This is a genomic window from Streptomyces sp. NPDC057543 (genome assembly GCF_042801895.1).
In the GTDB taxonomy this organism is placed as follows: domain Bacteria; phylum Actinomycetota; class Actinomycetes; order Streptomycetales; family Streptomycetaceae; genus Streptomyces.
The window spans coordinates 20,078-42,899 of the sequence record NZ_JBHVFF010000018.1 but is presented as its reverse complement, the minus strand read 5'-3'; the positions used below and the strand labels follow the sequence as shown (position 1 = coordinate 42,899).

The 22,822-nt window shown below is 70.0% G+C and carries 22 protein-coding genes and 1 pseudogene; 11 read left to right on the top strand and 12 right to left on the bottom strand.

The genetic code is table 11. The features are described 5' to 3' along the window. Positions 1 to 142 precede the first annotated feature (142 nt). Positions 143 to 871, top strand: a complete 729-nt coding sequence (locus ACFU8Q_RS05730; RefSeq protein ID WP_384448241.1) for a VC0807 family protein — start codon at positions 143 to 145, stop codon at positions 869 to 871. A 175-nt stretch (positions 872 to 1,046) separates the two neighbouring features. On the opposite strand, the gene ACFU8Q_RS05725 is transcribed toward ACFU8Q_RS05730, so the two are convergent. Continuing rightward, entirely contained in the window at positions 1,047 to 1,517 is a 471-nt protein-coding gene (locus ACFU8Q_RS05725; protein ID WP_384448238.1) for a transglycosylase SLT domain-containing protein, read from the bottom strand. 474 nt (positions 1,518 to 1,991) lie between these two features. Between ACFU8Q_RS05725 and ACFU8Q_RS05720 the strand changes: the two genes are divergently transcribed. After that, on the top strand, positions 1,992 to 2,411 hold the full coding sequence (locus ACFU8Q_RS05720) for a hypothetical protein (protein ID WP_384448236.1): 420 nt from the start codon (positions 1,992 to 1,994) through the stop codon (positions 2,409 to 2,411). Positions 2,412 to 2,499: 88 nt separating this feature from the next. On the opposite strand, the gene ACFU8Q_RS05715 is transcribed toward ACFU8Q_RS05720, so the two are convergent. The 5 genes from ACFU8Q_RS05715 to iolC are packed head-to-tail and all read right to left on the bottom strand — an operon-like array spanning position 2,500 to position 8,730. Continuing rightward, entirely contained in the window at positions 2,500 to 3,999 is a 1,500-nt protein-coding gene (locus ACFU8Q_RS05715) for a CoA-acylating methylmalonate-semialdehyde dehydrogenase (RefSeq protein WP_384448233.1), read from the bottom strand. A 24-nt stretch (positions 4,000 to 4,023) separates the two neighbouring features. Further along, positions 4,024 to 5,904 carry a 3D-(3,5/4)-trihydroxycyclohexane-1,2-dione acylhydrolase (decyclizing) gene (iolD, locus tag ACFU8Q_RS05710; protein WP_384448230.1) on the bottom strand — a complete coding sequence of 627 codons (1,881 nt, stop codon included), beginning with the start codon at positions 5,902 to 5,904 and terminating at the stop codon, positions 4,024 to 4,026. Further along, a complete protein-coding gene (gene iolB, locus ACFU8Q_RS05705; protein WP_384448227.1) occupies positions 5,901 to 6,782 on the bottom strand; it encodes a 5-deoxy-glucuronate isomerase in 882 nt (293 codons plus the stop codon). Before iolB ends, iolD begins: the two co-directional genes overlap by 4 nt. After that, the gene (locus ACFU8Q_RS05700; RefSeq protein WP_384448224.1) at positions 6,779 to 7,714 is read right to left on the bottom strand and encodes a deoxyribose-phosphate aldolase; all 936 of its coding nucleotides are present in this window, start codon (positions 7,712 to 7,714) and stop codon (positions 6,779 to 6,781) included. The genes iolB and ACFU8Q_RS05700 overlap by 4 nt, the downstream gene beginning before the upstream one ends. Further along, positions 7,711 to 8,730, bottom strand: coding sequence for a 5-dehydro-2-deoxygluconokinase (gene iolC, locus ACFU8Q_RS05695; RefSeq protein WP_384448221.1), 1,020 nt, complete (start codon positions 8,728 to 8,730; stop codon positions 7,711 to 7,713). The genes ACFU8Q_RS05700 and iolC overlap by 4 nt, the downstream gene beginning before the upstream one ends. Positions 8,731 to 8,861: 131 nt before the next feature. Between iolC and ACFU8Q_RS05690 the strand changes: the two genes are divergently transcribed. From ACFU8Q_RS05690 to ACFU8Q_RS05680, 3 genes are all read left to right on the top strand, one after another. After that, on the top strand, positions 8,862 to 9,812 hold the full coding sequence (locus ACFU8Q_RS05690) for a sugar phosphate isomerase/epimerase family protein (RefSeq protein ID WP_384448218.1): 951 nt from the start codon (positions 8,862 to 8,864) through the stop codon (positions 9,810 to 9,812). 92 nt (positions 9,813 to 9,904) lie between these two features. Continuing rightward, positions 9,905 to 10,330, top strand: coding sequence for a peptidoglycan-binding protein (locus tag ACFU8Q_RS05685; RefSeq protein WP_384448215.1), 426 nt, complete (start codon positions 9,905 to 9,907; stop codon positions 10,328 to 10,330). A 216-nt stretch (positions 10,331 to 10,546) separates the two neighbouring features. Then, a complete protein-coding gene (locus ACFU8Q_RS05680) occupies positions 10,547 to 10,744 on the top strand; it encodes a helix-turn-helix transcriptional regulator (protein ID WP_384448212.1) in 198 nt (65 codons plus the stop codon). A 95-nt stretch (positions 10,745 to 10,839) separates the two neighbouring features. On the opposite strand, the gene ACFU8Q_RS05675 is transcribed toward ACFU8Q_RS05680, so the two are convergent. Beyond that, positions 10,840 to 11,301, bottom strand: coding sequence for an Lrp/AsnC family transcriptional regulator (locus ACFU8Q_RS05675; protein ID WP_384448209.1), 462 nt, complete (start codon positions 11,299 to 11,301; stop codon positions 10,840 to 10,842). 171 nt (positions 11,302 to 11,472) lie between these two features. Between ACFU8Q_RS05675 and ACFU8Q_RS05670 the strand changes: the two are divergent. The 4 genes and pseudogenes from ACFU8Q_RS05670 (at position 11,473) to ACFU8Q_RS05655 (ending at position 15,622) form a co-directional block, all read left to right on the top strand. Further along, positions 11,473 to 12,117, top strand: a pseudogene (locus tag ACFU8Q_RS05670) (AzlC family ABC transporter permease). Further along, entirely contained in the window at positions 12,110 to 12,439 is a 330-nt protein-coding gene (locus ACFU8Q_RS05665; RefSeq protein WP_384448206.1) for a branched-chain amino acid transporter permease, read from the top strand. Before ACFU8Q_RS05670 ends, ACFU8Q_RS05665 begins: the two are co-directional and overlap by 8 nt. 353 nt (positions 12,440 to 12,792) lie before the next feature. Next, positions 12,793 to 13,101: a heavy-metal-associated domain-containing protein gene (locus ACFU8Q_RS05660; protein WP_384448203.1), complete on the top strand. Its 309-nt coding sequence runs from the start codon at positions 12,793 to 12,795 to the stop codon at positions 13,099 to 13,101. 130 nt (positions 13,102 to 13,231) lie between these two features. Further along, positions 13,232 to 15,622, top strand: coding sequence for a heavy metal translocating P-type ATPase (locus ACFU8Q_RS05655; protein ID WP_384448200.1), 2,391 nt, complete (start codon positions 13,232 to 13,234; stop codon positions 15,620 to 15,622). A gap of 469 nt (positions 15,623 to 16,091) precedes the next feature. On the opposite strand, the gene ACFU8Q_RS05650 is transcribed toward ACFU8Q_RS05655, so the two are convergent. Then, positions 16,092 to 17,390, bottom strand: a complete 1,299-nt coding sequence (locus tag ACFU8Q_RS05650) for a citrate synthase (RefSeq protein WP_384448197.1) — start codon at positions 17,388 to 17,390, stop codon at positions 16,092 to 16,094. A 129-nt stretch (positions 17,391 to 17,519) separates the two neighbouring features. Further along, on the bottom strand, positions 17,520 to 19,820 hold the full coding sequence (locus tag ACFU8Q_RS05645; RefSeq protein WP_384448194.1) for an ATP-dependent RecD-like DNA helicase: 2,301 nt from the start codon (positions 19,818 to 19,820) through the stop codon (positions 17,520 to 17,522). A gap of 204 nt (positions 19,821 to 20,024) precedes the next feature. Here ACFU8Q_RS05645 and ACFU8Q_RS05640 point away from each other — a divergent pair, with 204 nt between their 5' ends. After that, the gene (locus ACFU8Q_RS05640; RefSeq protein WP_384448191.1) at positions 20,025 to 20,267 is read left to right on the top strand and encodes a hypothetical protein; all 243 of its coding nucleotides are present in this window, start codon (positions 20,025 to 20,027) and stop codon (positions 20,265 to 20,267) included. On the opposite strand, the gene ACFU8Q_RS05635 is transcribed toward ACFU8Q_RS05640, so the two are convergent. Next, a complete protein-coding gene (locus tag ACFU8Q_RS05635) occupies positions 20,254 to 21,168 on the bottom strand; it encodes an RNA repair domain-containing protein (RefSeq protein WP_384448189.1) in 915 nt (304 codons plus the stop codon). The two genes, ACFU8Q_RS05640 and ACFU8Q_RS05635, sit on opposite strands and share 14 nt — an antisense overlap. Positions 21,169 to 21,536: 368 nt before the next feature. On the opposite strand from ACFU8Q_RS05635, the gene ACFU8Q_RS05630 reads away from it, so the two are divergent. Then, on the top strand, positions 21,537 to 22,043 hold the full coding sequence (locus ACFU8Q_RS05630; RefSeq protein WP_384448186.1) for a DUF6584 family protein: 507 nt from the start codon (positions 21,537 to 21,539) through the stop codon (positions 22,041 to 22,043). A 64-nt stretch (positions 22,044 to 22,107) separates the two neighbouring features. Here the strand turns inward: ACFU8Q_RS05630 and ACFU8Q_RS05625 are convergent, their stop codons facing one another. Next, the gene (locus tag ACFU8Q_RS05625; RefSeq protein WP_384448183.1) at positions 22,108 to 22,461 is read right to left on the bottom strand and encodes a hypothetical protein; all 354 of its coding nucleotides are present in this window, start codon (positions 22,459 to 22,461) and stop codon (positions 22,108 to 22,110) included. Continuing rightward, positions 22,458 to 22,742, bottom strand: coding sequence for a hypothetical protein (locus ACFU8Q_RS05620; RefSeq protein WP_384448180.1), 285 nt, complete (start codon positions 22,740 to 22,742; stop codon positions 22,458 to 22,460). Before ACFU8Q_RS05620 ends, ACFU8Q_RS05625 begins: the two co-directional genes overlap by 4 nt. Positions 22,743 to 22,822 lie beyond the last annotated feature (80 nt).

The window sequence follows — 22,822 nt, the reverse complement described above, 5'->3', positions numbered from 1 at the left end:
CGCGTCACCGGCAGGAGCTGACATTCGTCACACGGACCTCGGTACAGGCGGCTCTGCCGGGCACCGGGCCCCGGCCGCCAGTCTGTACGTATCGAGAGCGGGGGCCGCGAAGGCGCCCGCCGATACGGGAGAGGAACCCGTCATGACCAGCCCGGCCGCCACAGCCACCGCCCCTGTCGCAGACGCTCCGGCCGCCGCCGCCCCGTTCGCTCCCCGCAAGGCGTTGCTGGACAGCATGATGCCGCTGCTCGTGGACGTGGGGGTGCCGCTCGCCTCGTACTACGCGCTGAAGGCGGCGGGCATGGGCACGTTCGCCGCGCTGGCGTGGAGCAGTGTGGTGCCGGCCGTGCGCACCGTGTGGGGGGTGGTGCGCAAGCGGCGGCTGAACGGGCTGGCGGCGCTGATGGTGACGGTCAACGTGGTCGGGCTGCTGACGAGTCTGGTGGTCGGCGACCCGCGGCTGATGCTTGCCAAGGACAGCGGGGTGAGCAGCATCATCGGGCTCGTCATCCTGGTGACCGCGCTGAAGGGGCAGCCGATGATGACCGCGGGGGTGCGGCCGTGGCTGGTCAAGGGCAATGCGGCCAAGGACGCCGCCTGGCAGCGGCTTTCGGCGGAGTCGGCGGCGTTCCGGCGGGCGGAGGTCCGGTTCTCGGCGGTGTGGGGCGCGGCACTGCTGGGCGAGTGCGTGGTGCGGGCCGCGGGGGCGTACACCGTGCCGGTCGAGACGATGGTGTGGCTCGGCACGGTGGTCATGGTGCTGACGCTGGTGTGCGCGTTCCTGGTCTCGGGGCGGGTGGGCGCCGTTCCGATGGAGCGGATGCTCGCCGAGGCGGTCCGCCCGGAGAGGGCGACGGACTCGGCGCGTTGACGCCGAGGCCGAGCGCCGGCCGAAGAATCCCAGGAGTGCAGGGAAAGGGAAGAAGCCGGAGAAACCGAAGAAGCCGATGAAGGGGAGCCGTGACGGCTCCCTTTCTTCGGCTTCTCTTCGGTCCCGGCCCGGGACGCCCCTGGCACGGTCATGCGACGTGGATACCCTGCCTCGCTCAGTAGGCGGAGTTGACGTTGTCGATGGAACCGTAGCGGTGCGCGGCGTAGTTGGAGGCAGCGGCGATGTTGGCGACGGGGTCGTAGATGTTCTTGGAGGTGCCGCTGACGTGGTACGCGTTGAAGGTGGGGTCGATGACCTGGAGCAGCCCCTTGGACGGGATGCCCTTGGCGGCGTTGGAGTCCCAGTTGTTGATGGCGTTCGGGTTGCCCGCGGACTCACGCATCAGGTTGCGGTGGATACCTTCGTACGAGCCGGGGATGCCCTTCGCACGCATGACCTCCAGCGCCTGCTTGATCCAGACGTCCACATTGCCGGTGGGGGCCTTGGTGGGGGTCGCGGCCGAGGCGCCCGGGGCGCCGGCGACGGTGCCGGCCACGATCGCCGCACCGGCGGCGAGCATGCCCAGCGAAGCCTTCTTGGTGCGGGTCATGCGGGTGAACTTCTTGGGCATCGCGGTGATCTGCATTCGGAAATTCCTCTTCCGTCGGTGGGGTGATGCCAAGAATTGTTATGCCAAGAGGAAATCCAGGTCAATGATGGCCTTTTACTAAATGGAATCGTATGTGGCGTCAGAAATGATCCACGAATGCGGCACGACAACAGGAACGACAGCACCGGATCTCTACTATTCCGCATCATAGTGACGCCCGTCACGTGGCCCACCACACACGGCAAATGCGCCAAATCGCCACAAGAGTGGTGCGCGTCACGTGGTCTGCGCCACATAAAGGGCAGGTCATTAACTCACCGTAATGCGAAATAAGCACGCCGCATTGACTGCGGGCGGTGAATCGTCTGCCCTGCGACGGTCTCCGCCGGGCGCGCTCGTCGGCCCGCCCCGGGCGGCCATGACCTCAGAGGTAATTGAGCGGATGCCTGGCCCGTCCATACCGTTCGCATGAACTGAGCGACCGCATGACAACGACAGGAGGACCCAGTGATGTCGTCCCAGAACGCGAGTACGGTCCCGGCGGCGGGCACCGCCCGCCCCGACGGCCTTCTCCGGGCGGCCCTCGTGGCAGACGTGATCCTCACCGGTGCGAACGGCATCGGATACCTCGCGCTCGCCACCGTCCTGGACTCGTTCCTCGGCGTGCCGCTCCCCCTCCAGTACGCGGTGGGCGTCTTCCTCACGGTGTACGCGCTGTGGGTGCTGGTCGTCTCGCGGCAGGAGAACATCAGCCGCGGCGCGGTCACCGTCGTCATCGCCCTGAACGCGGCCTGGGCCGTGGCCGGTGTCGTGACCGTCGTCCTGGACGCGCTGACCGCAACGGCGGTCGGCAACGGCTGGATCGTGTTCCAGGGCCTGGTCGTGGCGGCCATGGGCGCGGTCCAGTACGCGGGGCTGCGGCGCATGTGAGAGCGCGGGGCGCCGGGCCCGTACGGACACGGCGACGGCCCGCACGGACGGGGATGCGTCCGTACGGGCCGTCGGCCGGGATGAGGGATCAGTGGTTGCGCGGGAAGCCCAGGTCCACGCCCGCCGGGGCGTCGGCCGGGTCCGGCCAGCGGGTGGTGACGACCTTGCCGCGGGTGTAGAAGTGCACGCCGTCGTTGCCGTAGATGTGGTGGTCGCCGAAGAGCGAGTCCTTCCAGCCACCGAAGGAGTGGTAGCCGACCGGCACCGGGATCGGCACGTTGACTCCGACCATGCCGGCCTCGATCTCCAGCTGGAAGCGGCGGGCGGCGCCACCGTCACGGGTGAAGATCGCGGTGCCGTTGCCGAACGGCGAGGCGTTCATGAGGGCGACGCCCTCCTCGTACGTCTCGGTGCGCAGGACACACAGGACCGGGCCGAAGATCTCGTCCTTGTACGCGTCCGAGTCGGTGGACACGTTGTCGAGGAGGGAGAGGCCGATCCAGTGGCCGTCCTCGAAGCCGTCTACGGTGAAGCCCGTGCCGTCGAGAACGACATCGGCGCCCTGGGCGGCCGCGCCCGTGACGTAGGAGGCGACCTTGTCGCGGTGGGCGGCGGTGATCAGCGGGCCCATCTCGGACGCGGGGTCGTTGCCGGGGCCGATCTTGATCTTCTCGGCGCGCTCCTTGATCTTCGCGACGAGCTCGTCCGCGATGGAGCCGACGGCGACGACCGCGGAGATCGCCATGCAGCGCTCACCGGCGGAGCCGTACGCGGCGGAGACGGCGGCGTCGGCCGCGGCGTCGAGGTCCGCGTCCGGCAGCACCAGCATGTGGTTCTTGGCGCCGCCGAGCGCCTGGACGCGCTTGCCGTTGGCGGAGGCGGTGGCGTGGATGTACCGGGCGATCGGGGTGGAGCCGACGAAGGAGACCGCGGCCACGTCGGGGTGGTTCAGCAGCCCGTCGACGGCGACCTTGTCGCCGTGCAGGACGTTCAGCACGCCGTCCGGCAGACCGGCCTCGGAGGCCAGCTCGGCCAGCAGATTGGCGGCCGACGGGTCCTTCTCGCTGGGCTTGAGCACAAAGGTGTTCCCGCAGGCGATGGCCAGCGGGAACATCCACATCGGGACCATGGCCGGGAAGTTGAACGGGGTGATCCCGGCGACGACACCGAGCGACTGGCGGATCGCGGAGACGTCGACCCGGCTGGAGACCTGGGTGGACAGCTCGCCCTTCAGCTGGGTCGTGATGCCGCAGGCCAGCTCGACGATCTCCAGACCGCGGGCGACCTCGCCCAGCGCGTCCGAGTGCACCTTGCCGTGCTCGGCGGTGATGAGTGCGGCAATGTCGTCGCGGTGGGCGTCGAGCAGCGCGCGGTAGCGGAAGAGGATCGCGGTGCGGGTGGCCAGCGAGGACGTGCCCCAGGTGGCGTAGGCGTCCTTGGCGGCGGCCACCGCGGCGTCGACCTCTTCGAGGGAGGCGAGCGCGACCTGGGTGGTGACGGCGCCGGTGGCCGGGTCGGTGACCGGGCCGTAGTTGCCCGACGCGCCCTCGACGGTCTTGCCACCGATCCAGTGGTTGACGGTCTTCATGACAGAACTCCTTCAGTGGCGTCTTCAGAGGTGGCGGCGTCGGTCGGCGACGTGTCGGTCGTACTCTTCGCGGGCTTTCACGGCCGACGGCCGGGTGGCCGTTTCGGCTACGGGAACATCCCACCACGCCTGTGCCGGAGGCGGGCCCGACACTGTGTCTGCCGTTTCGGTCTCGACGTAGACACAAGTGGGACGGTCCGCGGCGCGCGCCTCGGCAAGGGCTTCACGCAGGTCACGCACGGTCTTGGCGCGCAGTACCCGCATCCCGAGCGAACCGGCGTTGGCCGCGAGGTCGACGGGGAGCGGCGGGCCGGTGAACGTGCCGTCCTCGGCGCGGTGACGGTAGGCGGTGCCGAAGCGTTCGCCGCCGACCGTCTCGGAGAGAGAGCCGATGGAGGCGTAGCCGTGGTTCTGGAGGACGACCAGCTTCACGGGGAGTTCCTGCTGCACGGCGGTGACGATCTCGGTGGGATTCATCAGGTACGTGCCGTCGCCGACGAGGGCCCAGACGGGGCGGCCGGGGGCGGCCAGCTGGACCCCGATCGCGGCCGGGATCTCGTAGCCCATGCAGGAGTACCCGTACTCGACGTGGTACTGGTGCGGGGAACGGGTCCGCCAGAGTTTGTGCAGGTCGCCGGGGAGCGAACCGGCCGCGTTGATCAGAATGTCGTCCTCGGTGACGAGCACGTCGAGCAGGCCGAGGACCTGGGCCTGGGTGGGGCGGGCGTGCGGGTCCTCGGCGGTGAACGCGGCGGTGACACGCTGCTCCCATTCCTCCTTGGCCTCGGTGTACTCGGTCTCGTAGGACGGGTCGACGCGGTGGTTGCGTGCGGCGAGCGCGGCGGTGAGGGCTTCGAGGGCGGTACGGGCGTCGGCGACGAGCGGCAGCGCGCCGAGCTTGTGGGCGTCGAAGCCGGTGATGTTGACGTTGAGGAAGCGGACTGCCGGGTTCGGGAAGAGCGTGGCGGAGGCGGTGGTGAAGTCGGAATAGCGGGTGCCGATGCCGATCACCAGGTCGGCGGTGCGGGCCAGTTCGTCGGCGGTCGCGGTGCCGGTGTGGCCGATGCCGCCGACGTCGGCGGGGTGGTCGTGGCGCAGGGAGCCCTTGCCGGCCTGGGTGGAGGCGACGGGGATACGGGTGGCGGCGGCGAACGCGGCGAGGGTCTCCTCGGCCGCGCTGTGGTGGACACCGCCGCCCGCCACGATCAGCGGCCTGCGGGCGCTGCGCACGGCCCGCACCGCTCGGTCGAGCTCGTGCGGATCGGGGGCGGGGCGGCGTACGTACCACACGCGCTCGGCGAAGAACTCCTCCGGCCAGTCGTACGCCTGGGCCTGTACGTCCTGCGGCAGCGCGAGGGTGACGGCGCCGGTCTCCGCCGGGTCGGCGAGGGTCCGCATCGCCTGGAGTGCGGCCGGGATCAGGGCCTCGGGGCGGGTGATCCGGTCGAAGTAGCGGGAGACGGGGCGCAGACAGTCGTTGACCGAGATGTCGCCCGCCGCCGGGACTTCGAGCTGCTGGAGCACGGGGTCGGCGGGACGGGTCGCGAAGGTGTCCCCGGGCAGGAGGAGGACGGGGAGGTGGTTGATGGTGGCGAGGGCCGCGCCGGTGACGAGGTTGGTGGCGCCGGGGCCGATGGACGTGGTGACCGCGTGCGCGGAGAGCCGGCCGGACTGGCGGGCGTAGCCGACGGCGGCGTGCACCATGGCCTGTTCGTTGCGGCCCTGGAGGTAGGGCATGGCGCGGCCGGACTCGACGAGCGCCTGGCCGATTCCGGCGACGTTGCCGTGGCCGAAGATGCCCCAGGTGGCGCCGATCAGCCGTTGCCGTCGGCCGTCGCGCTCGGTGTACTGGCGGGTCAGGAAGGACACCAGGGCCTGGGCGGTGGTCAGGCGGCGGGTACTCATGCGGGTGCCTCCGTCCCGTACAGCGGGAGTCTGGGGTCCACCGGCTGGGTGGGCCAGGTGTCGCGGATCCAGCTGTGGTCGGGGTGGTCGGTGATCAGCCACTCCCGCTGCTCCCCCGGGCCCGCCATCACGTTGAGGTAGTACAGGGTGCGGCCGGGGGCGGCGATGGACGGGCCGTGCCAGCCGTCCGGGATGAGGACCGCGTCGCCGCTGCGGACCTCGGCGAGGACGTCCGTACCGCCCGTCCGGGACGGCGACACCCGGTGGTAGCCGAGGCCGTCGTCCGCCACCTCGAAGTAGTAGATCTCCTCCAGCACGGATTCGACGCCGGGGCGGTGCTCGTCGTGTTTGTGCGGCGGGTAGGACGACCAGTTGCCGCCGGGGGTGAGGACCTCGACGGCGATCAGCCGGTCGCACGCGAAGGTGTCGGCGGCGGCGAAGTTGTTGACCTGGCGGGAGCAGTTCCCGGAGCCGCGCAGCTCGACGGGTACCTCCGGCGCGGGGCCGTAGCGAGCGGGGAGTCGTCGCTCGCACTTCGCTCCTGCCAGGGCGAAGCGGCCTCCTGCGCCGGAGGCGATCTGTGCATGGGCGTCACGCGGTACATAGGCGAAGTCGGATACCCCGCTGAACACGCTTTCCCGGCCCAGCAGTTCAAAGATCTCACCTGAGGTGTGCACCGTACAGCCACCGGTCAACGGCAGAACGATCCACTCGCTCTCCCCGGTGACAAGTGTGTGAACTCCGCCGGGCTCCAGCTCCAGCACGCGCAGGCTCGACCGGTCCCATCCGGCGCGCTCCGGGCCGATGTCGAGGGCGTAGGGGCCGTGCGCCGTGGATCCCGCGCGAACGTGGTGCCGCGGTTCTTCGTACGTCGTCATACCCATCCCCTACCCGATACCCGGTCCCCGCCCGTTCCTCTCGGCTCCAGCAGCGATACGGCCGTGTCGACGGCCGCGGCCACCTTTCCGTCGGCCGGGTAGAGCAGCGAACGCCCCACCACCAGGCCCTGGACCGTGGGCAGTCGCAGCGCCGTGCGCCACTTCTCGAACGCGCCGTCCAGGTCGTCGCCCACCTCGCCGCCCAGCAGCACGGCGGGCAGCGTCGAGGCCTCCATCACCCGGGCCATGTCGCCGGGGTTCTCGGTGACGGGCACCTTGAGCCAGGTGTACGCGGACGTCCCGGCCAGTCCCGAAGCGATGGCGATCGAGGTGGTGACCGCCTCCGCCCCGAGCTCGTTGCGGACATGGCCGTCCCTGCGGCGGCAGAGGAACGGCTCGACGAAGACCGGCAGCCGGTACGCGGCCATGGCGTCGATGGCCCGGGCGGTGGCGTGCATGGTGTCGAGCGAGCCGGGGTCGTCGTAGTCGATGCGCAGGAGCAGCTTGCCCGCGTCGAAGCGGAGCCGGTCGAGGTCCTCGGGGCGGTGGCCGGTGAAGCGGTCGTCGAGTTCGAAGGCGGCGCCCGCGAGCCCGCCGCGGTTCATCGAGCCGATGACGACCTTGCTCTCCAACGCGCCGAGCAGCAGCAGGTCGTCGAGGATGTCGGCGGTGGCGAGGACGCCGTCGACGCCGGGGCGGGAGAGGGCGAGGCAGAGCCGTTCCAGGAGCTCGAACCGGTTGGCCATGGCCAGTTCGCGGTCGCCGACGGCGAGGGAGCCGCGGGCCGGATGGTCCGCCGCGATGATCATCAGGCGTCCGCCGTCGCCGACGAGGGGACGTCTGCGGCGGTGCGCGGCGGCCTCGGCGACGGCCTCGGGGTGGCGCATGCGCAGCTGGACGAGTTCGGAGACCGAGGAGGCCGGGGGCGTCATGGGGTGGCTCCGGTGGGGCGGGAGGTGACGGCGCCTGCGGCCAGGGCCGCTTCGACTTCGTATGGGAACGGCATGGCGGACGAGCAGGCGAGCCGGGAGGCGACGATCGCACCGGCCGCGTTGGCGTACCGCATGACGCGTTCGGTCTCCCAGCCGGCGAGGAGCCCGTGGCAGAGCGCCCCGCCGAAGGCGTCGCCGGCGCCGAGGCCGTTGACCACCTCGACCGGCAGCGGCGGCACATCGGCCACCGTGCCGTCGCGGTGGACGGCGAGGACACCCTTGGGGCCCCGTTTGACGACGGCCAGCTCGACGCCCGCGGCAATCAGGGCACGGGCGGCCGCGTACGGTTCGCGCTCGCCGGTCGCGATCTCGCACTCGTCGAGGTTGCCGACGGCGACGGTGGCGTGGGCGAGGGCCTCGCGGTAGCGGGCAGTTGGGGTGGAGGTCGTGGAGTCGGAGGTGGTCGAGTCGGAGGTGGTCGAGTCGGCGTCCCAGAACATCGGGCGCCAGTCGAGGTCGAAGACGGTGATGCCGTTCCGGTCGCGGGCGCGGAGTGCGGCGAGGGTCGACGCGCGGCTGGGTTCGGCGCACAGCCCGGTGCCCGTCATCCAGAAGACCCGGGCCGCGCGTACCGCGTCGAGGTCCAGCTCCGAAGCGTGGATCTCCAGGTCGGGGGCCTTGGGCCGGCGGTAGAAGTAGAGCGGGAAGTCGTCGGGCGGGAAGATCTCGCAGAAGGTGACCGGCGTCGGATACGCGTCGACGGGCGTCACCCAGCGATCGTCCACCCCGAACTCCCGCAACTGCTGGTGGAGATACTCCCCGAACGCGTCCCGGCCGGTACGGGTCACCACCGCGGCCCGCCGGCCGAGCCGGGCCGCGGCGACGGCGACGTTGGTGGGTGAGCCGCCGAGGAACTTCCCGAAGGTGTCGACCCGGGCCAGTGGTCGACCGGTCTGCAGGGGGTAGAGATCCACACCGATCCGGCCCATGGTGATCACGTCGTACAGCTCAGGCATCTGCATCCCTTCGACCGGCGACCGGGCGGCTGTCCCCAGGTCTAGCCCTCCCCCGCACCCCTGTCAACGGTTTGTCCGGACATACGGACGAATCATTGACACGGTTCCTCGGGGCCGGGAGGCTGGGCGGCATGACCTCCTCCGCAGCGGCTCCGGCCCGTATCCGTATCGGTTCGGCACCCGACTCGTGGGGGGTGTGGTTCCCCGACGATCCGCGGCAAGTGCCCTGGCAGCGCTTCCTCGACGAGGTCTCCGCGGCGGGTTACGAGTGGATCGAGCTCGGTCCGTACGGTTACCTCCCGACCGACCCGGCCCGTCTCACCGACGAGACCCGCCGCCGCGGACTCACGGTCTCGGCCGGGACCGTCTTCACCGGATTGCACCACGGCCCCGGCGTCTGGGACCGGACCTGGGCGCATGTCGCCGATATCGCGGCACTCACCCGGGCGATGGGCGCCGGGCACCTGGTGGTCATCCCGTCGTTCTGGCGCGACGACAGGACGGGCGAGCTCCTGGAGGACCGGGAGCTGACCGCGGAGCAGTGGCGCGACCTCACCACCCTGACGGAACGGCTGGGCCGCGAGGTGCGGGACCGGTTCGGGCTGCGCATCGTCGTCCATCCGCACGCCGACACCCATATCGACAGCGCGGAGAACGTCACCCGCTTCCTCGACGCCACCGATCCCGACCTGGTCTCGCTCTGCCTCGACACCGGCCACTACGCCTACTGCGGCGGCGACAGCGTCAAGCTGATCGAGACGTACGGGGAACGGATCGGCTATCTGCACCTCAAGCAGGTCGACCCGGAGATCCTGGCCCAAGTCGTGGCGGACGAGGTGCCGTTCGGGCCCGCCGTGGCGCGCGGCGTGATGTGCGAACCGCCGGGCGGGGTGCCCGCGCTGGAACCCGTGCTCGCCGCCGCCCGCGAGCTGGACGTCGATCTCTTCGCCATCGTCGAGCAGGACATGTATCCGTGCCCGCCCGACAAACCCCTGCCCATCGCCCGCCGCACCCGGGCCTTCCTCCGCACCTGCGGCGGCCCGCACCGGGCCCCTGACACGCCGAGGCGCGCCGGGAAGTGACGTAGGGGCGGCACGCGGTGTTGTCCTCGGTGAGAAGCCGGTGCACGGCCCCGGCCGCGCACCCCACCACGCCGCACGAGGAGCAACTCACCATGATCCGGAAGATGCTGTCGCCCCGCAGGACGGCCGGGGCCCTGGCCGCGGTCGCTCTGGCCGCCGCCCTCGCCGTCGGCCTGGGCGGCTCGACCACCTCGACCGCCTCGGCCGACGAGCACAACCCGCCGCCACCGCCCGGCTCCAGCCCGGTCTGCGTCTTCTACGACGGCGACGAGCCGACCATCTACGGCGAGCAGGGCGAGCGGGTCTCCCAGGTGCAGTGCATGCTGGCCAACCGCCACTATCTGCCGTGGTCCGCGGTCGACGGAACGTTCGGACCGCAGACCCTCCTCGCCGTGCAGCGCTTCCAGGCGGACAACCCGCCGCTCAGGCCGAACGGCCTGGTCACCGCGGCGACCTGGTCGGCACTCTGGCACGCGGGACCGAGCCGCGAGACCCCTCTCCCCTATCCGCCGAGGTGACGACGGCGTACACCACCTCTCGCTCCGGTCTCCCGTAACCCGCTCGTCACACATGTCCGCGTTACGTGGCTCTTCCGTCACAGGCGCACGACAGCCCCTCCCCGGGCTCACTCCCTCTCGTTGCACCGAACGCAGGCTGAGTGATCGTCAGCGTCCGTGCCGCGGCTCCTCCGACGGCCTTCCCGGCTGCCGCCGCGGCGCAGAGAGGTGACACCCATGACGGACAGAAGGCTCTGGTCCTACAAGGACATCGCGGCGCACATCCGGGTGCAGACGGACACCGTCCGCTCGTACCGAAAGCACGGTCTCCTCCCATCACCCGACCATGTGGAGAACGGCAAGCCCTACTGGTACGCGGACACCATCCGTGCCTGGGTCGCCTCAAGACCCGGCAACCGAGGACGTGGGGACTGATCCCCTGGCAAACGCAGCCCCGCACGGCGAGAGCACCCAGAACCCGCCCGCCGTGCGGGGCTGCGTCTGCCGGGGGATGAAGGAACGCGCCACCCCTACCCGGAGTTGGTCTTGATCGTCTTCATGGTCAGGTGGGAATCGGTCCGCAGGACGCCGGGCAGACCGGTGAGCTTGCCGGTGAGGAAGGCTTCGTAGGCGGCGTGGTCGGCGACCGCGACACGAAGGAAGTAGTCCGGGCGGCCGAAGAAGCGGCGGAACTCGATCACCTCCTCATAGGAGGCGACAGTCTCCTCGAACGCCTCGACGGTCTTGCGGTCGGTGGCGTAGACCTCGACGTCGACGAGGACCTCCAGGCCGTGTCCCACTGCTGCGGGGTCGACGACCGCGCGATAGCCGGAGATGATCCCGGCCTCCTCCAGACGCTTGACCCGGCGCAGGCACGGCGGCGGCGTGAGGCCGACCCGCTTGGCCAGCTCGACGTTGGTCAGCCGACCGTCCCGTCGCAGGTGAAACAAAATGTCACGGTCGACGGCATCCAGTTGAATTTGATTGCTCACACACCCATCGTAGGGTCACGATGCGCAACCATATAAGGTCCGATTCGTCCTAAAATTTCATCCATGGGAATACCGACTGCCGCTATCGGCGGCCCTGCCCGACCCACTACTCCCGCCCCCTCACCCCGGACGACGCCCGAAGTCCGGGCCGCGTTCAAGGACTCCGCCTCCGTGGGCCTGGGTCTGGTCCCGCTCGGCCTCGCCTTCGGCGTGCTCGTCACGCAGGCCGGGCTGGACTGATGGTGGGCCACCGCGTTCACGACCCTGATCTACGCCGGCTCGTTCGAGTTCCTGCTCATCGGCCTGGTCGTCGCCGTCGCGCCACTGGCGAGCATCGCCCTGACCGCTTTCCTGGTGAACATCCGACACCTCTTCTACGCACTCTCCTTCCCCCTGCACCGCGTGAAGGGCCGCCTTGCCAAGGGCTACAGCACCTTCGCCCTCACCGACGAGGCATACGCCCTGACCACCGGGGAGCGGGCCCGCTCGTGGTCCGGCCGCCGAATCCTCTGCCTTCAGCTGTTCATGCACCTGTACTGGACCGGAGGCGCCACCGCCGGAGCCCTGCTCGGCTCCCTCCTCCCCGACAACGTCACCGGCCTGGACTTCGCGCTTCCCGCGCTGTTCACCGTCCTCGCGCTCGACGCCCTCCGGGACCGGCGCGGCGACCTGCCCACCCCCGCCCTCGCTCTCCTGAGCGCCCTGGCAGCCCGGCTTCTCTTCCCCGACCAGATGCTCCTGGCCGCCTTCGCCCTCTTCACCGGCGGGCTCCTGGCCCGCCACCTCGCCACCGGCAGGAAGCCGAACCATGCCTGACACCCCCTACCTCATCGCCGCGGTCGCCGTCTCCGCCGCCGTGACCTGGGCCCTGCGCGCCCTGCCCTTCGCCGCCCTCGCCCCGCTGCGCGGGAGCCGGACCATCCAGTACCTCAGCAGTCGCATGCCCGCCGGCGTCATGGTGATCCTGCTCGTCTACTGCCTGCGCGACCTCCCCGTGACCGAAACCAGGGCCATCGCCCCTGTGACGGCATTGGCTGTCACCATCGGACTGCACCTGTGGCGCCGCAACGCCCTGCTGAGCATCCTCGGCGGCACCACTGTCCACGTGGTCCTCACCAGTACCCTCTTCACCCACTGAGGCCCACTCGACCGGCATGGCGGTCCTCCCCACCCGCCTCCGTACGACTGACCCGAGAAGCCGTCCGGCCGACACCGCCCCCCGCCCTCTCCTTCCGGAGGCCGAACGGGCGTTTCCACCTCGCCGCGCCCGCGATCGCCGCCAGCCCCCGCGTCGCCGTGCTGCACTCGCTCCGGGACTCGATGCACGGCATCACGATCCGGCCGGTCGCCCGGGTCACCGACACCCGCCCCAACCGCCGACGCTCGCATTCATACCCCCTAGGGGTATAGTCTGAAGAGTGTCGAGGGGCACCGGGGCCTCCCGGGCCCCTGTCGCCACATCCTTCCGCGCTCATCGAAGAGGAGAACACCATGACCGCCGAGACCCAGCTCCCCCAGGCCACCGGCTCCTGCTGCTCGCCGAGTGGCTCCTGCCACGGCAGCACGGACAGCGGTGACGGGACGGGCGCGGTGACCACCGTCTACCAGGTGTCCGGCATGACCTGCGGGCACTGCGAAGGTGCCGTCTCCGAGGAGATCTCCGGCATCGAGGGCGTCACCTCGGTGAAGGCCGTCGCCTCCACCGGCCAGGTGACCGTCGTCTCCCGGGCCCCGCTGGCGGAGGACGCCGTGCGCGCCGCGGTGGACGAGGCCGGTTACGAGCTCGTCGGCCGGGCCTGAACACCATCGGGACCCACCCGCCGCACCCGGAAACACAGAATCACCCGCATCACCCCTCTTTGCCGCCGGGCCGGACCGACCAGCAGATACTGGTGGGGTACGGCCCGGCAGGCGTTTCAGGAGTACGGACATGCACAGCGCGACAGAGGCCGAGACCCCGGCGGCGGAGAGTTCACGGGCGGAGCTCACGATCGGCGGGATGACCTGCGCCTCCTGCGCGGCCCGCGTCGAGAAGAAGCTCAACCGGATGGACGGCGTCACCGCCAGCGTGAATTACGCGACCGAGAAGGCCCGCGTCTCCTTCGGTCCGGGGACCGGTCTGGCGGATCTGATCGCCACGGTCGAGAAGACCGGTTACACGGCGCAACCCGTACGCCGTCCCGATCCCGCACCGCCCGCCGGGGCGCGGGTCGCGCCCGCCACGCCCGCGGCCACCGCCGAAGGCGCCCCCGAGATCGGCACCGGGACCGAACCCGCCGAACCCCGGACCGCCGAAAGCAGCACCGAAGCCGAGACCGACGACGGCGACCCCGCCGAGCGACGCGCCGCCGCCGCGCTCGCGTCGCTGCGTCAGCGCCTGATCGTCTCGGCCGTCCTCGCCGCGCCCGTCGTCGTGCTCGCCATGGTCCCGGCACTCCAGTTCGACAACTGGCAGTGGCTCTCCCTCACCCTCGCCGCCCCCGTCGTGGTCTGGGGCGGACTTCCCTTCCACCGCGCCACCTGGGCCAACCTCCGGCACGGCGCGGCCACCATGGACACCCTGGTCTCGGTCGGCACCCTCGCCGCCTTCGGCTGGTCCCTGTGGGCGCTGTTCTTCGGCGACGCGGGCATGACCGGGATGCGGCACGGCTTCGACTTCACCGTCTCGCGCGACGGGGCCTCCTCCACCATCTATCTGGAGGTCGCCGCCGGTGTCATCACCTTCATCCTGCTGGGCCGCTACCTGGAGGCGAAGTCCAAGCGGAAGGCCGGTTCCGCCCTGCGGGCGCTGATGCACCTGGGCGCGAAGGACGTCACCGTCCTCAGGGGTGGCACGGAGGTACGCGTCCCCGTCGGCCGGCTCACCGTCGGCGACCGCTTCGTTGTCCGCCCCGGCGAGAAGATCGCCACGGACGGCACCGTCGTGGAGGGCGCGTCGGCCGTGGACGCCTCCATGCTCACCGGCGAGTCCGTACCCGTCGACGTGGGTGTAGGCGACTCCGTCACCGGGGCCACGCTCAACGCGGGCGGCCGGCTCGTCGTCGAGGCGACCCGGGTCGGCGCCGACACCCAGCTGGCCCGGATGGCGAAGCTCGTCGAGGAGGCGCAGAGCGGCAAGGCCGAGGTGCAGCGCCTCGCCGACCGGATCTCCGCGGTCTTCGTCCCCGTGGTGCTGGCCCTGGCGCTGGCCACCCTGGTCGGGTGGCTGTTGGTCACGGACGACGTGACGGCCGCGTTCACCGCCGCCGTAGCCGTGCTGATCATCGCCTGCCCCTGCGCCCTGGGCCTCGCCACCCCGACCGCCCTCATGGTCGGTACGGGGCGCGGCGCCCAGCTCGGCATCCTGATCAAGGGCCCCGAGGTCCTGGAGACCACCCGCCGCATCGACACGATCGTCCTCGACAAGACCGGCACGGTCACCACCGGCCGGATGACCCTGCTGGACGTGCACACGGCGAACGGCACCGACGAGAACGACGTACTGCGGCTCGCGGGCGCCCTGGAACACTCCTCCGAGCACCCCATCGCCCACGCCGTCGCCGCCGGAGCCGCCGAACGCACCGGTGCCGACCTGCCCACCCCCGAGGACTTCACCAACGTCGCGGGCCTCGGCGTACGCGGCACGGTCGAGGGCCACCGGGTACTGGTCGGCCGCCCGCAGCTGCTCGCCGACGCGGGCATCGCCGTCCCCGAGGCCCTGTCCGACGCCGTGGCGGACGCGGCGACCCGGGGCCGCACGGCGATCGCGGTCGCCTGGGACGGCCGGGCGCGCGGCGTCCTCGCCGTCGCCGACGCGGTCAAGGACTCCAGCGCGGACGCCGTCGCCGAACTGCGCGCGCTCGGCCTCCACCCCGTCCTGCTGACCGGCGACAACCGAGCCGTGGCGGAGGCGGTGGCCCGCGCCGTCGGGATCGACGAGGTCCACGCCGAGGTCCTGCCCGAGGAGAAGGTCCACGTCATCGAGCGGCTCCGGGCTCGCGGGCGCTCCGTCGCCATGGTCGGTGACGGGGTCAATGACGCGGCCGCCCTGGCCACCGCCGATCTCGGCCTGGCGATGGGAACCGGTACGGATGCCGCGATCGAGGCCGGCGATCTCACCCTCGTTCGTGGAGATCTCAAGGTGGCGGCTGACGCGATCAGGCTCTCCCGGCGCACCCTGGCCACCATCAGGGGCAACCTCTTCTGGGCATTCGGCTATAACGTTGCTGCCCTGCCCCTTGCGGCATTTGGCCTGCTCAACCCTATGATTGCCGGAGCGGCGATGGCCTTCTCATCGGTCTTCGTCGTGACGAACAGCCTGCGGTTGCGCGCCTTCACGTAACATCCACAAAGAGATTTAGATCACACCGGTTTCAGGGTAACCATTCGGTGGGTTCGCGAGTCTAAGAGTGCGATGCCAAGGATGTCTTGGGGGACGTCCATCGAAGTGTCTTGGGGGATGCTTCGGGCAAGCGTTGGCCGGGGCACGTGCACCGGGGAGCTTTGAGCGGCCCTCCCGTGCGTACGTACCCCGGCAGACCGCACCGGAAGTACAAGTGAAGAGCGCGCAGCGCGCCCAGGAGCTTCGGCTCCCACAGACGCCCGGCCGGATCCCGTGGGGGGAATCCGCTCCGGGATATGGGAAGCGCCTCGCTGTCGGCCCGTGGGGGGATCGATGGCGGGGCGCTTCTCGCTGCCGTGCCTCTCGGGCACGCAAATCGCCCCGGTCACCGCGCTCTGTGCGAAAGCGCGGTACACGGGGCGAAGACAACCGGCGGGGCGGCCGGGGTGGTGCGGGGTCGGTACGAGGCTCAGCGGCTCTCGACCGGGACGAAGTCGCGCAGGACCTCGCCGGTGTAGATCTGGCGCGGGCGGCCGATGCGGGAACCCGGCTCCTTGATCATCTCGTGCCACTGGGCGATCCAGCCGGGGAGCCGGCCGATCGCGAAGAGCACGGTGAACATCTCGGTCGGGAAGCCCATGGCCCGGTAGATCAGCCCCGTGTAGAAGTCCACGTTGGGGTAGAGGTTGCGGGAGACGAAGTACTCGTCGGAGAGCGCGTGCTCCTCCAGCTTCAGCGCGATGTCGAGCAGCTCGTCGGACTTGCCGAGCGCGGACAGCACGTCGTGCGCGGCAGCCTTGATGATCTTGGCGCGCGGGTCGAAGGACTTGTAGACGCGGTGGCCGAAGCCCATCAGCCGGACGCCGTCCTCCTTGTTCTTCACCTTGCGGATGAAGGAGTCGACATCGCCGCCGTTGGCCTGGATGCCTTCGAGCATCTCCAGCACCGACTGGTTGGCGCCACCGTGCAGCGGGCCCCACAGCGCCGAGATACCGGCGGAGATCGAGGCGAACATGTTCGCCTGCGAGGAGCCGACCAGACGCACGGTGGAGGTCGAACAGTTCTGCTCGTGGTCCGCGTGCAGGATGAGCAGCTTGTCGAGCGCGGAGACGACGACCGGGTCCAGGTCGTACTCCTGGGCGGGGACCGAGAAGGTCATGCGCAGGAAGTTCTCGACGTACCCGAGGTCGTTACGCGGGTAGACGAACGGGTGTCCGATCGACTTCTTGTACGCGTACGCCGCGATCGTCGGCAGCTTGGCCAGCAGCCGGATCGTCGAGAGGTGGCGCTGCTCCTCGTCGAACGGATTGTGGCTGTCCTGGTAGAACGTGGACAGCGCACTGACGACCGAGGACAGCATGGCCATCGGGTGGGCGTCACGCGGGAAGCCGTCGAAGAACCGCTTGACGTCCTCGTGCAGCAGCGTGTGCTGGGTGATCTCGTTCTTGAAGGTCGACAGCTCGTCAACCTTGGGAAGCTCGCCGTTGATGAGCGTGTACGCGACCTCGAGGAACGTCGAGCGCTCGGCGAGCTGCTCGATGGGGTAGCCGCGGTAGCGCAGAATGCCCTGCTCACCGTCGAGGTAGGTGATGGCGGATTTATAGGCGGCGGTGTTGCCATATCCGCTGTCCAGCGTCACCAGACCGGTATTGGCCCGGAGCTTCCCGATGTCGAAGCCCTTGTCGCCGACGGTGCTGTCGATCACCGGGTAGGTGTACTCGCCGTCGCCGTACCGCAGTACTACAGCGTTGTTGGTGTGCTCGCTCACGTCATCCCTCACCGACGTAGTGCCTCTTCTTTGAGGTTCCCTGACTGTCTCCACCCTCCCCCATTTGGCTCAGGAGAGTGCACTCGGGGTCGTCCATTGGACCTACTCGCGGCACTGAGTGCCGCGAGCTTACTCATCCTGCCCCCTTGACTCCGGTTCCGGAAGGGCTCCGTGATGTTTCCCACCGATTTGATCGATCATTTTTTCGGCGGATCCTCCGCCCGCGCCGCCTGACAACCGGTAATCCAGCGCCGTACAGCGCCTGCCTGCGGAAACTGTGCGGACGGCCTGGCCGATCGCCTGCCGCGACCCGACCAGCACGACAAGCTTCTTGGCCCTGGTCACGGCGGTGTACAGGAGGTTCCGCTGAAGCATCATCCAGGCGCTCCTGGTGACGGGAATGACGACGGCCGGGTACTCGCTGCCCTGGGAGCGATGGATCGTCATGGCGTACGCGTGGGCCAGCTCGTCCAGCTCGTCGAAGTCGTAACCGATCTCCTCGTCCTCGTCGGTCAGCACCGTCAGCCGCTGTTCGTCCAGGTCGAGGGCGGTGACGACGCCGACCGTGCCGTTGAAGACGCCGTTCTCCCCCTTGTCGTAGTTGTTGCGGATCTGGGTGACCTTGTCGCCGACCCGGAAGACCCGGCCGCCCACCCGCTTCTCGGGGAGGTCGGGGCGGCCCGGGGTGATGGCCTGCTGGAGCAGCCCGTTGAGCGCGCCCGCGCCGGCCGGGCCGCGGTGCATGGGGGCGAGGACCTGGACGTCACGCCGGGGATCGAGGCCGAACTTGGCCGGGATACGGCGAGCGGCGACGTCCACCGCGAGGACGCCCGCCTGCTCCGTCTCGTCCTCGACGAAGAGGAAGAAGTCGTCCAGGCCCTGGGTGAGGGGCGGCGTCCCGGTGTTGATGCGGTGGGCGTTGGTGACGACGCCGGATTTCTGGGCCTGCCGGAAGATCGTCGTCAGCCGGACCGCCGGAACGGGTCCGCCCTCGGCCAGCAGATCGCGCAGCACCTCCCCCGCACCGACCGACGGCAGCTGGTCGACGTCCCCGACGAGCAGCAAATGGGCACCGGGTGCCACGGCCTTGAACAGCTTGTTGGCGAGCAGCAGATCGAGCATCGACGCCTCGTCGACGACGACCAGATCGGCGTCCAGCGGCCGGTCCCGGTCGTAGGCCGCGTCCCCGCCCGGCTTGAGTTCGAGCAGCCGGTGCACGGTGGACGCCTCGGCCCCGGTCAGCTCGGAGAGCCGCTTGGCCGCCCGCCCGGTGGGCGCGGCCAGCACGACCTTGGCGCGTTTGGCGCGGGCGAGTTCGACCACGGAGCGGACGGTGAACGACTTCCCGCAGCCGGGCCCACCGGTCAGCACGGCGACCTTGCGGCTGAGCGCGAGCCGGACGGCGGCCTCCTGCTCGGGGGCCAGCGTCGCCCCCGTACGGCCCGCGAGCCAGGTCAGCGCCTTGGCCCAGTCGACGTCCTGGAAGGCCGGCATCCGGTCCTCGGGCGTCCGCAGCAGCCGCTGCACCTGCGCGGCGAGCGCGACCTCGGCGCGGTGGAACGGCACGAGATACACGGCGGTGACCGGCTCACCGCCCTCGGGCGACGGCACCTTTTCCCGTACGACGCCCTCCGGGTCCTCGGCCAGTTCGGCGAGGCACTCGATGACCAGCCCCGTATCGACCTGGAGCAGCTTCACGCCATCGGCGATCAGCCGCTCCTCGGGGAGGAAGCAGTGCCCCTGGTCGGTGGATTGCGACAGTGCGTACTGCAGCCCCGCCTTGACCCGCTCCGGACTGTCGTGCGGGATGCCGACCGCCTGGGCGATCTTGTCGGCGGTGAGGAAGCCGATGCCCCAGACGTCGGCGGCCAGCCGGTAGGGCTGGTGCTTCACGACGGAGATCGAGGCGTCCTCGTACTTCTTGTAGATACGGACCGCGATGGAGGTGGAGACCCCGACCCCCTGGAGGAAGACCATCACCTCCTTGATCGCCTTCTGTTCCTCCCAGGCGGCGGCGATCATCTTCGTCCGCTTCGGCCCTAGCCCCGGCACCTCGACCAGCCGCTTCGGCTGCCGCTCGATGATGTCGAGGGTGTCGACCCCGAAGTGGGTGGTGATCCGGTCCGCCATGACCGGGCCGATGCCCTTGATCAGCCCGGAGCCGAGATAGCGGCGGATGCCCTGGATGGTGGCGGGCAGCACGGTCGTGTAGTTCTCGACCGTGAACTGCTTGCCGTACTGCGCGTGCGAGCTCCAGCGCCCCTCCATCCGCAGCGACTCACCGACCTGGGCCCCGAGCAGCGAGCCGACCACCGTGAGCAGATCACCGCCGCCCCGCCCGGTGTCAACGCGAGCGACGGTGTACCCGTTCTCCTCGTTGGCGTACGTGATGCGCTCCAGCACACCTTCGAGGACGGCCATGTTGGACATGTTCCGACGGTATCGGTTCCCACCGACAACGCATTTCCGGCCTCGGAGGCCGCCCGTTTCCTGTGGTGACGGCGCCTGAGCAGCGCTGCCCGGACCGCCGGGAACACAGCCGGGCGAGGGCCTGTTGCGCCCATGGTCCAGGATCGGAATGATCAGCAACTCCCGCGTGAGGAAGACGCCTTGGAATACGCCGATGGTCCGAGCGTGAACAGTGTTGTCCATATCGAGGCAGCCGTGCCGGGCCGCAGCGGGGTCACCGCAGCCATCGAGAGCCGGCCGGACCGGGAGCAGGAGGTGATCGCCTTCCGGCTGAAGGAACTGCGTGCCGGGATGGAGACCACCCTCCAGGGCATCAAGACGCTCGCCGAGGAGGGCGGTCGGAGCGGCTGGGAAGCTGTTGTCCGGCGACGCTTTGCCCCAGCCGCCCATGGGCTCATCTGTCGGTGATCCCGGAAAGCCATGCCGTGTCCTCCGGGCCCGGCGCTCCGATGCCGGGCGCGGGCAGCCGGCGGACCTCGCCCGTTCGCAGGGCGACCGTGGCCCGTGGCCGCATCGGCCCGTCGCCCCTACGTGAGAGCAGCACGAGTTCCCAGACTGTCGCCGCCATGGTGTCGAGCCGGGTGACGCAGTCGGCGGTGACTCGCCGCGGATCCCGGGTCCGGCCCAGGGACAGATGTGGGGTGAAGTTCTTGGCGGGCCCACTGCAGCGCGGGAACCGCTGCTGCAGCAGGCGGTGCAGGTCGGCCCACGGCGCCTGGCCGGCCGCCGTCGGGTCGAGCCACACGGTGAAGTACGCCCTGTGCCGGAAGGTGCGCACCCCGTCCAACCGGGCGGTGAAGACCGGCGTCTCGGCCGTCGCCGCGGCGAGCAGCGGGGCAGCGCGCTCGAAGTCGGACTCCGGCACGAAGCCGAAGAGCACATTGACGTGCGGCGGCCACCGGTGGATCTGCGGATCGTAATCCCGGCGGATGTCCTGGATCGGCGGCCACAGCTCCGCGGGCGGGATCCAGGCCACCGCTGTGCGGGCCGTCGGGGGCACGTCGAGGACGCCGACGGGATCGCCCCTGCCGGAGCTCGTATCGAAGCTCAGGTCAGCTCGCGGGTCCCGCGCCCGGCCGGCGCCCGACGCATCGATGCGGTCCACGCCCGTGGCCCGGTCCCAGACCACCTCGCCGTCCGCCTCGATGAACACCACCCGGTGCCACGGGATGGCGCCCCCGGGCACGAATGAAGGCAGCGGGATGCGTTTGCAGGCATCCCCGCGCTGGCTGATCCCCAGCACGAACCGGGCCGGGTCGAACCGCGGGTCCCAGCGGACCCGGTGATAGATCTCGTCGCTGGTTCGCATCGCGCCTCCTCGCCCAGTCACGCCGCGACCGGCCGGACCGCCGCTTCAGTGCGGCCTCACATATCCACCTTCACCACATCCGGCACGTCGGGCAGCATCTCCCGGCCGCGGCCCCGACCGATGTCGACGCGGGCGACGGTGTACCCGTTCTCGTCCGAACCTCCACGTCATCGAACTCGTCGTAGAAGCCCAACGGCCCCAGCACCGCACCGACCTCCCCCTGCGCATGTGCGCCCACGTCGTCGGACCGCCCTCTGCCGCATCGAGCGCACTTCCGACCACGCACCGAAGCTGCAACCGGCCGGTCTCCGGAGCACCTTGAAATAATTCACTTACACACATCCGCGGGCACGCCTGATGATGTGCGCATGGCACTGAAGGAGACGCTGGAGCGCGTGGACGCGGACCTCGCCGCGGGACGTGTGCCCATGGCCCGCCAACGACTGCGCGGACTGGTCTCGTCCTACCCGCACCACCCGGCTCTGCGCCGACGCCTGGCCGCCATCTACCGGATGTACGGCGACCTTGCCGAGGCCGGCCGTTGGTCGTACCTCGAAGAGGACAGGCTCCCGGACGAGGTCGCCGCGTTCGACAAGAGGTACAGCGACCCGGTGCGCCGGATGCGCGCCCTGGCCTGGCAGGGCCCGGAATCGGCGGCCGACTCCCCCTTCATCGAAGAGCAGTTGGCAACCGTGCGGACCGCCGCCTCCAAGGCCGTCGGCCAACCGGTCACCTGGGACACCCTCACTGAGGTACGGGGTGACGCGCCGGAGGCGAGTTCATTGCGCCAGTCCTTGGCGGCCGTGGGCTGCGCGCTCCTGGCGATCGTGTTCGTCGGGATCTGGGTGAACGGGGTCCTCGGCCTCTTCCGCTGACGGCGAATGCCTCGAAGTCGGTGGTTTCGTGACGGTCCGGGAGCTCGTCAAGCAAGTTGCCGACTCACCGGCTGCCAATGTCCGTTTCTCGGTGCCCCGGCCTGCCATTGTCCGGAACAGGCCCACTCGCGTTCAGTCGCGAACCCCGACTCTCCGCGACCCGCTTGACCTCCTGCAACGACTCGCTCAGCCGGCTGGCGAGGAAGTGGAGCTCCTCCCCGGTGACCCGTCGGTCCGCCAGAAGGTCGGCGGCGTGGCCGAGCAGGTCGTCCGCCATTCCGAGTTGGATGCTCTCGATACCGTCGGCCACCCGTGACACGTAGCCGGTGCCGTCCCCCAGGACGTAACACGGCTTGCCCTCCGCCGCCGTCCATGGCAGCAACCTGAACGTGCGGTGTTCGCACGGCTCCCCGTTCACGCGGCGACCTCGGCTCGGCGAAGGGGCCTGGGCCTGATGTCCACAGCGTGCACGGCAATCCACAACGTGCGCGATCGCCGCCGCGCCTCGGCCAACTGCCGCTCGTGCGCGACGAGATAGGGACGCACCAGTGGGCCGTCCTCCCCACGTAGCGCAGGCTCACCGATACGGCGGACGGTGGGGCCGGCCACGTATACACAGGAGTACGGATGGACGGTGACGGGGACCGGGCGCAACAGCCGCGCCAGCGACTCGGTGAACCGGCGGACGAAATTCTTCATGTCGGTGCGCTCTCCCTCTGACTACCCACGAACGGATGCGTTCTGTGGCGAACTGATCACAGAGTGGGGTCGGGCGTGGC

Bases quoted from the DNA above. Each gene is read 5' to 3' on its own strand.
- ACFU8Q_RS05730 (WP_384448241.1), top strand. From the start codon at position 143: ATGACCAGCCCGGCCGCCACAGCCACCGCCCCTGTCGCAGACGCTCCG.
- ACFU8Q_RS05725 (WP_384448238.1), bottom strand. From the start codon at position 1,517: ATGCAGATCACCGCGATGCCCAAGAAGTTCACCCGCATGACCCGCACC.
- ACFU8Q_RS05720 (WP_384448236.1), top strand. From the start codon at position 1,992: ATGTCGTCCCAGAACGCGAGTACGGTCCCGGCGGCGGGCACCGCCCGC.
- ACFU8Q_RS05715 (WP_384448233.1), bottom strand. From the start codon at position 3,999: ATGAAGACCGTCAACCACTGGATCGGTGGCAAGACCGTCGAGGGCGCG.
- iolD (WP_384448230.1), bottom strand. From the start codon at position 5,904: ATGAGTACCCGCCGCCTGACCACCGCCCAGGCCCTGGTGTCCTTCCTG.
- iolB (WP_384448227.1), bottom strand. From the start codon at position 6,782: ATGACGACGTACGAAGAACCGCGGCACCACGTTCGCGCGGGATCCACG.
- ACFU8Q_RS05700 (WP_384448224.1), bottom strand. From the start codon at position 7,714: ATGACGCCCCCGGCCTCCTCGGTCTCCGAACTCGTCCAGCTGCGCATG.
- iolC (WP_384448221.1), bottom strand. From the start codon at position 8,730: ATGCCTGAGCTGTACGACGTGATCACCATGGGCCGGATCGGTGTGGAT.
- ACFU8Q_RS05690 (WP_384448218.1), top strand. From the start codon at position 8,862: ATGACCTCCTCCGCAGCGGCTCCGGCCCGTATCCGTATCGGTTCGGCA.
- ACFU8Q_RS05685 (WP_384448215.1), top strand. From the start codon at position 9,905: ATGATCCGGAAGATGCTGTCGCCCCGCAGGACGGCCGGGGCCCTGGCC.
- ACFU8Q_RS05680 (WP_384448212.1), top strand. From the start codon at position 10,547: ATGACGGACAGAAGGCTCTGGTCCTACAAGGACATCGCGGCGCACATC.
- ACFU8Q_RS05665 (WP_384448206.1), top strand. From the start codon at position 12,110: ATGCCTGACACCCCCTACCTCATCGCCGCGGTCGCCGTCTCCGCCGCC.
- ACFU8Q_RS05660 (WP_384448203.1), top strand. From the start codon at position 12,793: ATGACCGCCGAGACCCAGCTCCCCCAGGCCACCGGCTCCTGCTGCTCG.
- ACFU8Q_RS05655 (WP_384448200.1), top strand. From the start codon at position 13,232: ATGCACAGCGCGACAGAGGCCGAGACCCCGGCGGCGGAGAGTTCACGG.
- ACFU8Q_RS05645 (WP_384448194.1), bottom strand. From the start codon at position 19,820: ATGTCCAACATGGCCGTCCTCGAAGGTGTGCTGGAGCGCATCACGTAC.
- ACFU8Q_RS05635 (WP_384448189.1), bottom strand. From the start codon at position 21,168: ATGCGAACCAGCGACGAGATCTATCACCGGGTCCGCTGGGACCCGCGG.
- ACFU8Q_RS05630 (WP_384448186.1), top strand. From the start codon at position 21,537: ATGGCACTGAAGGAGACGCTGGAGCGCGTGGACGCGGACCTCGCCGCG.
- ACFU8Q_RS05620 (WP_384448180.1), bottom strand. From the start codon at position 22,742: ATGAAGAATTTCGTCCGCCGGTTCACCGAGTCGCTGGCGCGGCTGTTG.